Source organism: Enterococcus sp. AMC1086, from assembly GCF_058216575.1.
In genome coordinates, this window is sequence record NZ_CM177100.1 from 2,035,246 (window position 1) to 2,049,856 (window position 14,611).

A 14,611-nucleotide genomic window follows, 5' to 3' on the forward strand; every position below is an offset into this window, starting at 1 on the left:
CATGTCACATTTTGTGTCAACACTGTTACAAATGACAAAAGAATTACAATGTAACCGTTTCCTTTCCTTGTATATATTTTAGTAAAAAAAGAAACTATAATAAATAAAAAATAAGAAAAGAGGAATTATAGTGAAAAATGGTATTAAGATAGCCACTATTGGTGGCGGATCAAGCTATACACCAGAATTGATCGAAGGATTTATAAAACGTTATCATGAGTTACCTATTTCAGAACTTTGGCTAGTTGATATTGAAGCTGGTCGGGAAAAATTAGAGATTGTTGGCGCTTTAGCAAAACGTATGGTAGAAAAAGCTGGTTTACCAATCAAAATTGAATTGACTTTAGATAGAGAAGAAGCATTAAAAAATGCTGATTTTGTAACGACACAATTTCGCGTAGGTTTACTTGATGCACGAGAAAAAGATGAAATAATTCCATTAAAGTACAATGTTATTGGACAAGAAACAAATGGTCCTGGTGGGCTTTTCAAAGGATTGCGTACAATCCCTATCATTTTAGATATCGTAAGAGATATGGAAAAACTTTGCCCAGATGCATGGCTGATTAATTTTACTAATCCTGCCGGAATGGTTACAGAAGCTGTATTACGCCATAGTAATATGAAAAAAGTCGTTGGGTTATGCAATGGACCGATTGGAATCGAACGAGGAATTGCTGAGATTTTAAATGTACCTAGCACGGAAATTTACGTAGAATTTACCGGATTGAATCATATGGTTTTTGCTAAACGCATTTTTCATAAGGGCGTTGACGTAACGAAAGCAGTCATTACTCTTATGACTGAAAAAGAAGAAAATACTGTTTCATTAAAAAATATAGCTGATTTTGATTATGAACCAGAATTTTTCAAAAAACTCAATATGATCCCGATTGGATATTTACGTTATTACTACAAAACTTCACAAATGTTGGACGATCAAAAACGGGCGTATAGAGAAGAAGGAACTAGGGCTCAAGTCGTAAAAACAGTTGAATCTAATCTATTTGAATTATACAAAGACAACGATCTCGCTATCAAACCTCCTCAATTGGAAGAACGCGGTGGTGCCTATTATAGTGAAGCAGCATGTAACCTTATCAATTCTATTTATAACGATAAACGTGACATCCAAACAATAAACACTCAAAATAATGGTGCAATCTTAGATATTGATCCTAAGTCAGCTGTAGAAGTTAATTGCGTCATTACTAAACATGGACCAATCCCACTAGTAACTGGAGAGCTACCTGTAGCTATCAAAGGTATAGTGCAACAAATCAAATCATTTGAACGCATTGCTGCAGAGGCTGCGGTTACTGGTGATTACGAGACTGCTCTATTAGCAATGACGATCAATCCTTTAGTATCAACGGATATTGATGCAAAACATATGTTAGATGAATTATTAGAAGCACATAAAGAGTATTTACCAAATTTTTTTAAAGGAGAGATAAAATGAAACTAAATTATTATATGACAAGTGATTATGAACAATTGAGTAAAAAAACGGCTGATATAATCATACAATATATCTCAAAAAATCCCGAAGGTCTTTATTGTTTTGCTGGAGGCGACACTCCTGTAGAAACATTACGATTGATTGCAGAAGAAGTAAAATCAGGTAATTTGGATCTAAGTAAAGCTCATTTTATTGAGCTAGACGAATGGGTCGGGCTTGATCCTTCTGATTCAGGAAGTTGTGCCTCATACCTCACTAAAAATCTATTTATTCCTGCAAATATAAAAAAAGAGCAAATTCATACATTTAATCCTCTTGCAGAGCATATCGAACTAGAATGTGAAAAAGCAAATCAATATATTTCTAAATTTGGTGGTTTATCATTAGTTCTTTTAGGTGTTGGCGTCAATGGTCACATAGGATTTAATGAACCAGGTGTCTCTTTTGAAAACAAAGCACATGTTATAAGCTTGGATCAAACAACGCAAGAGGTGGGAAAAAAATACTTTAGTACAGCAGAAACTATCGATCGTTCTAAAGGAATCACCTTAGGAATCAAACAATTGCTAGATTCAAAATGTTTGATTGTTCAAGCAAGCGGCACACGAAAAAAGACCGCAATTTCAAAACTTTTGGAAGGAAAAATCACTACTCAATGGCCGGTGACGGCGATATGGAATCATAAAAATCCAATTGTTATTGTTGATGAAGATGTCCTAAGTTAGAAAGGAGACTTTTCGTGAATTTTATTGAAAATAGATTACTCCCAGTTCTTTTAAAGATAGGAAATAATAAGCATCTGATCGCTATTCGTAATGGAATTTCTATGACTATCCCTTTTACTATCATCGGCAGTTTCTTTTTGATCATAGGAAATTTTCCCGTTAAATCTTGGACAGATTTAATCGAGCCATGGAGTAATTTGCTGAATGCTCCTGTAAATGTTACTTTCGGTGTATTAGGCCTTATTTCTGCAATCGGCATCGGCTACCATTTAGGGAAAGAATTAGGGACAGACCCTATTTCAAATTCATTGTTAACAACAATCGGCTTTCTATTAGCAACGACTAACGATGACTTGAGTATAAATATTGATGCTCTAGGAGCTTCTGGAATGTTTACAGCTATCGTTATAGGGATTTTCGCTACACATGTATTTCGCTATTTTGTCAGAAAAAATGTTGTTATCAAAATGCCAGAAGGTGTTCCTCCAACTGTCGCTATGTCTTTTACAACTTTAATACCTGGCGCATTTGTGTTGATCGTTATTTGGATAGTACGTTGTTTATTAGGCATTGATTTAAATGAACTAATTTCATATGTATTTCAACCACTTGTTTCAGGAATGGGAACATTACCTGGGATGATCATATATACGATCCTCGTATGCTTATTATGGATATGTGGAATTCACGGAGATAACATCTTATCCGGAATTGCAACGCCAGTTTTTTTAGGCTATCTAGCTGAAAATACACATGCATTCCAAACTGGAGTTGAAGCTCAAAATATAATCACTGAAGGATACTGGATTGTTTTCATGTGCATAGGCGGAACTGGTGCAACATTAGGGCTAGTATTAAATATGATCCGCTCTAAAAATAAAATGTATAAATCGATAGGAGAGTTATCGTTACCCTCAGCAATTTTTTGCATTAACGAACCTGTAATATTTGGATTACCAATCGTGATGAATCCTATAATGATTATTCCTTTTATTGGAACACCTGTTATTTTATGTATTGGAACTTATATTTTGATGAGTATCGGGATTATTGGAAAAATAGTGATTCAAGTTCCTTGGACTATCCCCCCTATAATAGGAGCCTATCTAGCTACTAACGGAAGCATAGGTGCCGCAATTTGGTCAGCTTTATCAATTGTTATTTCATATTTTATTTATATGCCCTTTTTTAAAATCATGGAAAGCCAACAAATCAAAAAAGAAACAGAATCTGAAAAAGTATCCTCTGAATTGATTTAGTTATGTAGTTTTCTATTAAAGCGATCTAAGTAAAAACCAGAAATCTTGTTATCTTTAGATTTCTGGGTTTTGCTATTTAAAGTTCATTCTATTTTTAGTGGCAGAACTATTAATAAAAATTATTTAACATCAATGATTTCCACTCGCTCAGCTAAAACCCAACCATTCATTCCATACGAAGAATATAAAACTTGATAAGCTACATTGGCATTTCTAATTTCATTTTCAAGTTCCTCAAAGGAATCATACATTATGGGCCAGGCTCTTTTTTCTCCTTGCTCTAGCAACTCTTCATTTTCAGAGAAAAGATCATCTAGTGGTCGTTCCTCTAAGTCTAAAATCACACTATATGGCATTTCATCGTAAAATTTATAAGTAAAAATATTATGAAATACTACTTGTTTTTCCTTTGTTTCATCAGTTACTTCTAAAGTTATCTTTTTTTCCTCAAAGTTTACAGTGTAACTTTTTATTATATAATCATGCACATTATTCATATCTACCATTCTCCTTCTTGTCTAGGTGGTTTTTTATTCCAATCCCACTGATGTCTATGTGGAAATTCATGGGTTCTGTCATCAGTATGATTAAAGTCAATATCCTCTATTAGTTTACCATTTGGACCGTAATATCTTCTTTGTTTTACAGATCCATCAGGATTTAATAAGTCAGCTGAAGAATTTGGTTCCCCTTTTCCATCTAAACTTTTTTTCTTATTCTCAAATTCTTTATGTTTTTTTGCTGAAACACCTTCTTCACGATTTTTATCTAATTCCGCAGTCTCATCTACTGCATTGATAGTAGGTGCATTATTTATTATATCCGAAATGGACTGTCTGGCTTTGAGTACCCCTGTACCTTTTTTAATAACATCCGCTATTTTTCCGAGATTTCCTAATATACCGCCAAATCCAGGAGCAAGGGGCATTTCATTTTTCACAACTTTTATTTTTTCAAATCTATACTGATTTTTACTTAAGGAGTCCTTACATATTTCTAATTGGGCATATAGTTCTGGATACTTATCCGGAGAAACAATTTTGCCATTCTTCATTAGGTAGCAATGACCCAATTCATTTTTAACGATTTCATACCCATCTAATTGACAAAAGCCGAAATACCACCGGTAACTTGAATTACTATTAATAGCCATTTTATTCCTCCTTTATATTATTTTATCTTATTTAAATTACTATAATATATATAAAATAAACCTAAAAAAAAGTAATTGTGATTTTACGATTTATTACTAAAAATAAAAAAACTAAACCCGACTATCCAGAGCTTAGCTCACTTTTTTATGTTACTCTTCTTCTGCAATGAATGAGAATCACATTTCATAGTTGATTATTAACTATCATTTTGTCTATCTATAAGAAGAATAACCAACAAACATGTCACTTAATATCTTTAACTACTTTGCTAATGGCATTCATTTTGTCATTCACTAAAATTCTCATTAGCGTGGAACGCTATACATAGTTTATTGATAAAATTATAATTCATTATTAATCAACAGTTTTTGCAATTTCTTAAAATTTTGAAAATTGTTCAACTCTTGGAGCATTTTCCGAATCTCCTACCCACTTTTCACTATGTAATATTATAGTTTCTTAATAGTAACATTGTTTAACAATACATTTTTTTGATTCATATCAATATCATAAAATATTAAAATCAGTTCTTTGTTTGAATTAAAATCCTCTGCTAAAATAAAATAGTAGTCCTACACCATAAATTTATCTTTGTTAAATTTTTAATTGATGTGCCTGTAATTTCTCTCTCCATAGAAGGTTGCCATTTCTTTGAATCTTTGTCAATAAAATCTTTAGCAGTGAGTACTACTGTTGCAGATACGATTCCTTCAACATCCATTTTAATTCCAGTTATTTTATTTATAGCCCCCTGATCAACAATAATATTTACTACTGGAGACTCAATTTCTATATCTTCTCCCTTATCAACCTTGATTACATAAGTTTCCTTCGTTAATTTACTATTATCTATATTAAAATGAAAAGCTAAACTAGAATTTTGCAATTTTTTTAGCGATCTGTTTAGAAAAGCTTAACTTTGATCGGATAATTTCGCTTGTTCTTTAGATATTTCTAGTTGCTTAAATGATACCAAAAAAGCAATAGATACTGTCGTCAGTAAAGAACAAATAGAAATTATTATAGCGATAATATCCTTATTTCTCAATATGTAATTTCTAATTTTTCCGCTTTTCTTCTTTCGATAGTCTATTATTATATGTACTTTTTTTCAACTAAAACACTCTATTTAACCATACCAATATTATGAATAAAAATTCATATAGTGACGTATGAAACTTTTTAGTATTTGATTTTTTCCGCCATTCTAACTAAGTTACTTCATACAATCAACGCATATTTGCACTTATCTAATATATGACCTAGCGATTCGTTAGGTCGTCGTTTCTAATAAGCAAAATCTTCCACCGATTAAACTTAACTTTGTTACTATCAGTATTTGCATATATTATCGTAAGGGAGTTTTTATATGAACCAGATAGTTATATTAGATTGTAATGTGGTAGGATTGTTAGCGATACTGGAGCGGCACTATAGGAGTTTAAGAGTTTAGAGGATGCTACACAATTGTATAGGATGCTAGTGCTAAGTACGGATATTGAGGATAGGATTTGCAGAGTTGTGCGGTAAGAGTATATAATTATTTATGAGGTGAATCATATGGGGAATGATTGATGGTATGAGAAGATACTTAAACAAGGAAATCTTTATTGATGGTTGCCATGCTAATATTATAAATGCTTTGACATGTTATGAGGGAGATTATTCATATCTGGAAAAAACTGGAACTCAAAAAAGATATTCCGCTTCAGATGCTGATTTCATGAAAAGTTTACCATACTTAAAGGGTTTGTCAACTAAAGTGTGTAACTGACAAATTTAAGAACGAAAAAGAACATTAAACCATTCCTAAATAACCTTCGGTTAAAAGGGTATAAGAAAGAAACCTTACCAAAAAAGGAAAATTTGATGTTCTTTTTTGATGCAACAGTGACTAGGAAATATATAAGCTATAAGTGTTGATGCGCTCAGAAAACTGTTCATTCGCCATTAATTGATTTAAGACCATTGGCCAATTGGGAATAAAACCAGCTTTCCATTTCTTTTCTAATTCTTTTACTCGTAGATAAAGAAGCTTTAAAAGGGCGGTTTCATTTGGAAATGCGCCTTTTTTAGTTACTTTTCTAAAGCTAGAATGAATACTTTCAATGGCATTTGTTGTGTACATAATTTTACGCACTGCGCTACCATAATCATAAAGTTGTTCCACATGAGAAAAATTACGTTTCCAAACCTCTACAGCACCTGAGTAGTGTGACCACCGTTTTTGAAAGGCATCAAAAGCACTCTGACAAGCTTTTAACGAAGGAGCACCATAAAACTTTTTCATTTCCCGAGAAAATTCCTTGTAGTCTTTATAAGGAACATACCGAAGCGCATTACGCACTAAATGGACGATACAGCGTTGAACGATCACCTTTGGAAAAATAGATTTTGCTCCATCTTCAAGACCAGAAACACCATCCATAGACATAAAGAAAATGTCCTGTACACCGCGAGATTTCAATTCATCAAAAATCTGCATCCAGCGGTTTTTACTCTCGGTTTCATTCAACCACAACCCTAAAATATCTTTTTTTCCTTTTAAATCATAGCCAAGAATTGTATAAACAGCGTATTCTTTGACTTCATAATTTTCTCTTAACGTCACATACATACAATCCACAAAAACAAAGGCATAACACTTCGCCAAAGGGCGATTTTGCCATTCCTCCAGTTCTGGAAGAACAGAATCGGTGATTGTAGAAATCATTTCGTGAGAAATGGAGAACCCATAAATATCATCAATGGTATGAGCGATGTCTCTTTGAGACATGCCTCTGGCATACATGGACAAAACCTTTGATTCGATAGCTGAAACATCCCGTTCACGTTTCTTAATAAGTTCTGGTTCAAACGTGGCTTCTCTGTCTCTAGGTACATCAATAGGGACTTCTCCAAAGCTTGTTTTTACTTTCTTAGAGCCGAATCCATTTCTTCGATTGTTCGTTTCTTTCTCCTGTTTTGAGTGAATATCGTAGCCTAAATGATGGGTCATTTCGCCTTGAAGCATTTGTTCAAATAAGGGACCAAAAATATCTTTTAGCGCTTCTTGCATGTCATCGACATTTTCAGGATTGTAGTTTTCTAGAATAGTTTTCGCTAGTTCGACGGTTTTAGAATCTCTTTTCTGTCTTGCCATATTCTCGCATCCTTTCATTTTTATTTTATCTGAATTTTCTTTACACGAAAAGAAAAACTGTATAAGTAACTTATCTAGAATTAGCTACTTACACAGTTTATTTTACACTCTCGAAAAAGCTGAATCCTTATATATCAAGGGTTCAGCTATCTTTTAAACTCTATTCTTCTTCTTCTGCCATGAATGTATTGAATACTTCTTCAATCATATCCCATTCAGCATCTGTTTCGATTTGTTGTAATTCGCCTTCTGTTCCTTCATTGTTTTCGATGTAAGCATATGCTTGCAACTCAACATCTTCTTCTTCTGGAACACCCGCGGGATATAGAAGTACGTAATTTTTACCGAATTCTTCTTGTCCGTCAACGGTTAAAAGGATTTCGTATAATGTTTCATTTCCTTGTTCATCAACTAATGTGATATGCTCATGTCCTTCATGATCGTGATCATGGTTGTGCTCTTCTGTCATTGTCTTGCTCTCCTTTTATCTTACACTTGTATTTACAAGTCGATTAAATTTTATTGCTAGCACCGTCTAAATAATTTTGTAAAATCATGACAGCAGCTACTTTATCGATTACTTTCTTTCGTTTCGCTCTGGATGTATTAGCTTGTTCTACTAACATGCGTTCTGCCTGAACGGTGGTCAAACGCTCGTCTTGATACGTAACAGGAATTTGAAACAGCTCTTCGATTTTCTTACCATATGCCATTGATGCTTCAGCTCTAGGTCCGATCGAGTTATTCATATTCTTCGGTAAACCCACAACAAAACGAGTCACTTCGTATTCTTTAACTAATTCTGTCAAACGTTCAAAACCAAATTCTTCCTGCTCTTCATTGATCCGAATGATTTCCACACCTTGTGCTGTCCAGCCAAATGGATCACTGACAGCGATCCCTACAGTTTTTGAGCCAATATCAAGTCCCATTACTCTCATCGAATAGTGATTCCATGATCAGATAAGTAATACTTAACCAGCTCTTCCATGATCTCATCTCGTTCGTGACGACGAATCAAATTTCGAGCGTCTTGATAACGAGGAATGTAGGCGGGGTCTCCAGAAAGCAAATAGCCCACAATCTGATTGATCGGATTATATCCTTTTTCTTCTAAAGCCTTGTATACAGTAGCTAGAGTCTCACTTACTTCCTTCTTACGGCTGTCATCAAAATCAAAACGTACAGTTTCATCTGTAAAACCCATTTATCTACACCTCACTTTTATTCTATTCATACAGTCTCATTCTACTAAAAACAAAGCGAAACTACAAACAAAACTTAATATTTTCTTCTATATATTAAAGATTTTCTTTAAATTTAACAAAATAAGCTGATTATTCGATGGCTAAACTGCTTTTGGTCTTTGTTTTGATTGAAAGAAACTGAGAATTTTTTATATAACATGTTTTTTTATTGTATACTATACTAAAATCTTGAATACAAAATAAAGGAGTATTTTATGTTTATTTGGATCATCTTTGTGTTTAGTGTGTTATTCATTATCTTATTTCGTTTTTTTCTAAGTCAGTCAAAAAAACCGTCTGGAATCATTGGAGTACTAATGATGAATTTGTGGAACCCTGTTTATCTTCCCTTAGTTAAATGGTCCATGAGTAAGATTAAAATAAATGATGGCACTACTATTTTAGATATTGGTGTCGGCAATGGCGCTTCAAGTGATTTTCTTTTGCAGCAAGCTCATTCATTATCTTTAATAGGTATCGACTTTTCGGAAGCTGCGATCACACAAGCCAAAAAGAAATACGCTAACAAACAGATTCAGTTTGAACTAATGGATGTTCATTTTCTTACATTTGATTCTGAACGCTTCGATTTCGTTACGGCTTTTCAAACACATTTTCATTGGACGGATCTACATCAAGCTATACATGAAATTCATCGCGTTCTTAAACCTAACGGTATTGCTGTTTTTGCTTGCGAGACAGCAAAAATCAATTATTTTTTACCAGAATTAAAAAGGACAGCTGATTTTCAAGCTAAAATGTCCGGCCATGGCTTTGTATTGGTAGATCACTATGGGACAGCTAAATGGAGCCTGTTTATTTTTAAAAAAATAAAATGATACCAAACGAGAAAATCGTTTAATATCATCCGTTTATCTATACGTTTGACATGAGTTTGACCATCAACGCTTTTTGAGCATGAAGACGGTTGGCTGCCTCTTGGTAAATTACAGAGTGGGGTCCATCTATAATGTCAGCGGTCACTTCTTCGCCTCTGTGCGCAGGTAAACAATGCAAGAATAAGTAATCTTTTTTTGCTTGAACAGCTAATCGATTATTGATTTGAAATGTCTTGAATACTTCTTCCCGCTTTTTTTGTTCTGATTCGTCTCCCATACTTGCCCAAACATCTGTTATTAAGACATCTGCATTTTTAGCCGCTTGATCTGGGTCATTTACTATCTCGATTTTACTACCGCTTGCTTTTGCATTTTTTTTAGCAAGCTCAATAAATTCAGGCTTTGGTTCATAGCCTTTAGGTGTTGCGATCGTGACATCCATCCCAACTAAGCTACCACCAATCAGAAATGAATGAGCCATATTATTGCCATCACCAATATAAGTTAATTTGATTCCTTCTAGTTTTCCTTTTTCCTCATAAATCGTTTGGAAATCTGCTAGTATCTGGCAAGGATGGTGATCATCCGTTAGTCCGTTGATTACTGGGATCGATGCTTCTTCCGCTAATTCTGCGACCATTTTATCTGAATAGGTCCGGATCATAATTGCATCGACATAACTAGACATAACGTTCGCTGTATCTTTGACAGGTTCGCCTCGTCCCATTTGAGTACTTTTTGAATCTAAGACAATTGCTTGACCCCCAAGCTGAATAATTCCTGCTTCAAATGAAACGCGGGTTCGTGTGCTGTTCTTTTCAAAAATCATGGCTAGTATTTTTCCAGCTAAAACACCACGATAAGCTTCTGGATCGGCTTTAATTGCTACAGCAAGTTCAATGATCGATAGATAATCCTCTTTTGTTAATTCGGTTAAATTTAAAATACTTTTTCCATACATTGAATTCATCTATATTACTCCTTTTACTAGAAAATTTATGTCAACTCATCCTGACTCACCTATGAAACGAGATTATTTAAAACTTTATCTAGTATCACTAATCCTTTCGTAATTTCTTCCTCAGTGATCGTCAATGGCGGTAGCAGTCGTAAAACGTTTTGACCAGCTTTTAATGTGAGTAACCCTTCTGCTTCTAATTGTTCCAATATAGCGTTTAGTGTCTCTTGGTCAGATACTTCAACACCGATCATCAGCCCTTTCCCTCGAACCTCTTTGATTATCGGATTATTTTCTGCAATTTGGGTTAAACCATTAAATAACTGCTGCCCTTTTTTTTCGACATCATGCAAAAAATTTGGTTGATTGATACGCTCAACAACTTTATAAGCAACACTCATCGCCAATTTATTCCCTCCAAAAGTCGAACCGTGGCTGCCTGGCCCAAATGCTGCTGCTAAACTAGCCTTGCCAACCATTGCCCCAACTGGGATCCCGTTTCCCAAACCTTTTGCCAGTGTGAAAATGTCTGGATCGATTTTATAGTGTTCATAGGCATATAAAGTACCTGTTCGTCCCATTCCCGTTTGAATTTCGTCAACGATCAGTAAAGCTCCAAATTTGTGACAAAGTGACTGAACCGCTTGAATCCATTGTTCATCTGCTGGAGATACACCACCTTCCCCTTGGATCACTTCCAGCATAACAGCCGCTGTATGGTGATCGATAGTGGCTTTTAATGGTTCGATCTCATTAAAAGGCAAATAGACAAAATCAGGAACTAAAGGTGCGAACCCTCCATGGATACTATCTTGACCTGTCGCACTCATTGCGCCATATGTTCTACCGTGAAAAGAATTCACAAACGTGATGATTTTGCTTTTCCCCGTTGCTTTGCGTGCTAATTTTATCGCCGCCTCATTTGCTTCCGCACCACTATTGCAAAAATAGCTGATATAGTCTTTTCCATTCGCCAATTTCTCAGCTGTTTGTTCCTGTAAATGATTTTCATATAAATTAGGCGTATGCCATAAAAGATTCGATTGTTTCAGCAATTCTTGATTCAATTCCGGATCATTATAACCTAAGTTCATCACTCCGATACCACTAGTAAAATCCAGATAGTCTTGCCCCTTTTGATCGGTCAGAGTCTGTTTAGCTCCTTTGATCAATTCTAGTTCTTTTCTTTTATAATTCGGAAATAAATAACTCATGCAAAGACCTCCTTTGATTTGATGATCGTACCAGCATGTTGGATTTTATTTGTGATGTGAACTTCTTTTACGCCACCTTTAATCGCCGTTACAGCACTTTCTAATTTTGGTAGCATACCGCCTTTGATTATTTTAGCTGTTTTCAATTTGGGTACTTCGCTTGTAGAAAGTTCTTTCAACCATTGATCGTCCCTTTTCACTCCTGGAACATCTGTCAATAAATATAATTTTTCAGCTTGTAATTCTTCTGCTACTTTACAAGCCACATGATCAGCATTGATATTAAGCCATTCGCCATTTTTTGTTAAACCTAATGGTGCAATGATCGGAATATGTTTGGTTTCAAGCAAATGCTCCAACAATTCTGTGTCTACTTGTTTGACTTGTCCAACTGCACCTAATGTATTCTTATCAAGATATACGCCAGTAATGATTTGACCGCAAGAAGCATTTAAACCAACAACTGAAAATCCTTCTTGTTGAAAATGAGTGGTGATCATCGGTTGGACTTGACCAATCAAAACCATTTGCGTTATTTTCAAGGTCTCTTCTGTCGTTACACGGAGTCCATCTTGAATCGCTACAGGTATATTCAAACGTTGCATCATTTCAGATATATAATGCCCTCCGCCGTGAACGATCACGACTTTTTTCCCTTCTTTTTGCCATTGATCGACTTGCTTGAAAAATGATTTTGTTAAGTTATCACTAGCTACTCCGCCCATTTTTATAACGATGACCTTCTTCATACTTGCCACTCCTTCTAAGTTTGACTTCCTCATTTTATTTACTGTTTAATTTTTATGGATAAATCGGTAAGTGATCCAAGCCACATCTTTCATCAAATCCTGCAAAAATATTCAAATTTTGGATTGCTTGTCCAGCCGCTCCTTTACCTAGATTATCGATGACTGTTACAATTGTGATCATATTCGTTTTTGGATTGTAGGCAAGTCCAATATCGCAATAATTCGAACCTATTACTTGTTTAAGTACTGGATATTGTCCGACGTCTTGAATCCGAATAAACGGACTTTTTTCAAAATGGGCTTGGTAAAGCTGAACTAATTCCTCGTCAGAAATTGGTTGTTTTAATTTTGCATAAGCGGTTAAAAAAATCCCTCTGGTCACAGGAATCAACGAAGTTGAAAATTGAATTGCTGAAAGCTCTGGCGCCCATTTTTTTAACTGCTGGACGATTTCTGGAATATGCTGGTGACTATTCATTTTGTATAGTGTCATATTATCGTGAGTTTCAGAAAAATGAGTCGTTTGGGATAGTCCTTTTCCCGCACCCGAAATTCCTGATTTGGCATCGATAACGATAGAATCTAAATCAATTTTGTTGTCTATTAGTAAGGGTGCTAAGGATAATTCTGTAGCGGTCGCATAGCAGCCTGGATTGGCGATCCATTTTGATTGTCTATTTTCTCGATATTCTGCTAAGCCGTAATCAAAATTTTGAATTACATTCAAAGATGCTGGACTCGATCCGTACCATATTTCATATTCACCCACTTCTTTTAAGCGAAAGTCTCCTGATAAATCGATTACAGGGAAATTGGCTGCAATAAACGGGAGAGCTAATTCTTTTGAAATACCGGATGGCGTTGCTAATAGGACTAAGTCACTTGTTTCCATGATTTTTTCTGGATTAATTGTTTCTAGAGGCAAAGAAACTAGTTGTTTCAAATGTGGATTAACATCTTCTAATGATTTTTTATTCATTGAATGACTGTGAATCGAAGCCACTTCAACAAATGGATGTTGCTTTAGGTAGCGTAAAAGTTCCAACCCACTATATCCTGTCACACCAACAATTGAGACCTTCATCTTTTTCACTTCTTTTCATTTTATTTTTTTAAAACACGTGTTGTTTTTCATATTATAAGTTTTTTGATTAGACAAGTCAATGGTTATTTATTTATTTTTCCTAAATTAATTAAATAAATATGCAAAAATAACGAAAACATTCATTTTTATTTGAATAAAAATAAATAGGCTAGGGTAGAACTCTACGAGTTCTATCCTGGCCTTAAGGAATCCGAATAAACGGTGGCAGCAAAAGCAGATCCTTCGGAAATAAGCGCTTCTGTCTCAACCTCTTCTACTTATTTTTTAGTTCTAGTTTCATTTTAATCCTTTATACAGAAAGATAAATCGTGATTGTTCCATCTGCATTGTATTGTTCAACATCACTTAAATAACTACGTCTTTTTTCTAGCACTTCGTCTCCCCATATTTTTTGCCACGCTTCTCCTACGCCTTTAGGAGTCGCCTCTGTCACTACAATTTCTACATACTCACCGGCATGAATGATTGAGCTGTCAGAAAAATCAGCTTGCTCATTCCCTATCAACAAATCATAGTCCCCTTTAAAATTGCTTTCATAGTTTGAATAGACAGCGAAAAATCCTCCCTCTAGTCGCATCTCAGGAACTTTATTCCATAAAGCAATAATTTCGTCTAAACGATGATTATTCGTTCGGATTTTTTTTCCTTTAATCCTTTTTTCTGTTAATTGAATGGCCATTTTATTCACTCCTTTTACATTTATGAGTTGAGCATAACACAAAAATACTGACAACTATCTGTCAGTATTTCAGTCAAT

Annotated in this window: 16 protein-coding genes; 4 read left to right on the top strand and 12 right to left on the bottom strand. The window is 34.7% G+C overall.

Going from position 1 to position 14,611, the window contains the following annotated elements:
• Positions 1-130: 130 nt before the first annotated feature.
• The 3 genes from AC4BC4_RS09605 to AC4BC4_RS09615 are packed head-to-tail and all read left to right on the top strand — an operon-like array spanning position 131 to position 3,446.
• Entirely contained in the window at positions 131-1,462 is a 1,332-nt protein-coding gene (locus tag AC4BC4_RS09605; RefSeq protein ID WP_490475535.1) for a 6-phospho-beta-glucosidase, read from the top strand.
• Positions 1,459-2,187 (top strand): glucosamine-6-phosphate deaminase, encoded by a 729-nt coding sequence (locus AC4BC4_RS09610; protein ID WP_490475536.1) that lies wholly within the window; start codon positions 1,459-1,461, stop codon positions 2,185-2,187. The genes AC4BC4_RS09605 and AC4BC4_RS09610 overlap by 4 nt, the downstream gene beginning before the upstream one ends.
• Positions 2,188-2,201: 14 nt before the next feature.
• Complete coding sequence (locus tag AC4BC4_RS09615) at positions 2,202-3,446, top strand: PTS sugar transporter subunit IIC (RefSeq protein WP_490475537.1); 1,245 nt, start codon at positions 2,202-2,204, stop codon at positions 3,444-3,446.
• 119 nt (positions 3,447-3,565) lie between these two features.
• On the opposite strand, the gene AC4BC4_RS09620 is transcribed toward AC4BC4_RS09615, so the two are convergent.
• From AC4BC4_RS09620 to AC4BC4_RS09650, 7 genes are all read right to left on the bottom strand, one after another.
• The gene (locus AC4BC4_RS09620) at positions 3,566-3,943 is read right to left on the bottom strand and encodes a hypothetical protein (protein WP_490475538.1); all 378 of its coding nucleotides are present in this window, start codon (positions 3,941-3,943) and stop codon (positions 3,566-3,568) included.
• Positions 3,944-3,945: 2 nt separating this feature from the next.
• The gene (locus AC4BC4_RS09625) at positions 3,946-4,599 is read right to left on the bottom strand and encodes a hypothetical protein (RefSeq protein WP_490475539.1); all 654 of its coding nucleotides are present in this window, start codon (positions 4,597-4,599) and stop codon (positions 3,946-3,948) included.
• 554 nt (positions 4,600-5,153) lie between these two features.
• Positions 5,154-5,486 (bottom strand): hypothetical protein, encoded by a 333-nt coding sequence (locus AC4BC4_RS09630; protein WP_490475540.1) that lies wholly within the window; start codon positions 5,484-5,486, stop codon positions 5,154-5,156.
• Positions 5,487-6,494: 1,008 nt separating this feature from the next.
• Positions 6,495-7,742 (bottom strand): IS256 family transposase, encoded by a 1,248-nt coding sequence (locus AC4BC4_RS09635; protein ID WP_438755885.1) that lies wholly within the window; start codon positions 7,740-7,742, stop codon positions 6,495-6,497.
• 160 nt (positions 7,743-7,902) lie between these two features.
• Positions 7,903-8,211 (bottom strand): DUF1292 domain-containing protein, encoded by a 309-nt coding sequence (locus tag AC4BC4_RS09640; RefSeq protein WP_438756578.1) that lies wholly within the window; start codon positions 8,209-8,211, stop codon positions 7,903-7,905.
• Positions 8,212-8,254: 43 nt separating this feature from the next.
• The gene (gene ruvX, locus AC4BC4_RS09645; RefSeq protein WP_490475541.1) at positions 8,255-8,683 is read right to left on the bottom strand and encodes a Holliday junction resolvase RuvX; all 429 of its coding nucleotides are present in this window, start codon (positions 8,681-8,683) and stop codon (positions 8,255-8,257) included.
• Entirely contained in the window at positions 8,680-8,949 is a 270-nt protein-coding gene (locus AC4BC4_RS09650; protein ID WP_010760982.1) for an IreB family regulatory phosphoprotein, read from the bottom strand. Before AC4BC4_RS09650 ends, ruvX begins: the two co-directional genes overlap by 4 nt.
• A 360-nt stretch (positions 8,950-9,309) precedes the next feature.
• On the opposite strand from AC4BC4_RS09650, the gene AC4BC4_RS09655 reads away from it, so the two are divergent.
• On the top strand, positions 9,310-9,828 hold the full coding sequence (locus AC4BC4_RS09655; RefSeq protein WP_490475542.1) for a class I SAM-dependent methyltransferase: 519 nt from the start codon (positions 9,310-9,312) through the stop codon (positions 9,826-9,828).
• Positions 9,829-9,865: 37 nt separating this feature from the next.
• Here AC4BC4_RS09655 and argF read toward each other — a convergent pair whose 3' ends face one another.
• The 5 genes from argF to AC4BC4_RS09680 form a co-directional block, all read right to left on the bottom strand.
• Complete coding sequence (argF, locus tag AC4BC4_RS09660; protein WP_490475543.1) at positions 9,866-10,798, bottom strand: ornithine carbamoyltransferase; 933 nt, start codon at positions 10,796-10,798, stop codon at positions 9,866-9,868.
• A gap of 50 nt (positions 10,799-10,848) precedes the next feature.
• A complete protein-coding gene (gene argD, locus AC4BC4_RS09665) occupies positions 10,849-12,000 on the bottom strand; it encodes an acetylornithine transaminase (RefSeq protein WP_490475544.1) in 1,152 nt (383 codons plus the stop codon).
• Positions 11,997-12,749 (bottom strand): acetylglutamate kinase, encoded by a 753-nt coding sequence (gene argB / locus AC4BC4_RS09670; protein ID WP_490475545.1) that lies wholly within the window; start codon positions 12,747-12,749, stop codon positions 11,997-11,999. Before argB ends, argD begins: the two co-directional genes overlap by 4 nt.
• A 52-nt stretch (positions 12,750-12,801) precedes the next feature.
• Complete coding sequence (gene argC / locus AC4BC4_RS09675) at positions 12,802-13,833, bottom strand: N-acetyl-gamma-glutamyl-phosphate reductase (protein WP_490475546.1); 1,032 nt, start codon at positions 13,831-13,833, stop codon at positions 12,802-12,804.
• Between the two features lie 310 nt (positions 13,834-14,143).
• Positions 14,144-14,533, bottom strand: a complete 390-nt coding sequence (locus AC4BC4_RS09680) for a GyrI-like domain-containing protein (protein ID WP_490475547.1) — start codon at positions 14,531-14,533, stop codon at positions 14,144-14,146.
• Between the last annotated feature and the right edge of the window lie 78 nt (positions 14,534-14,611).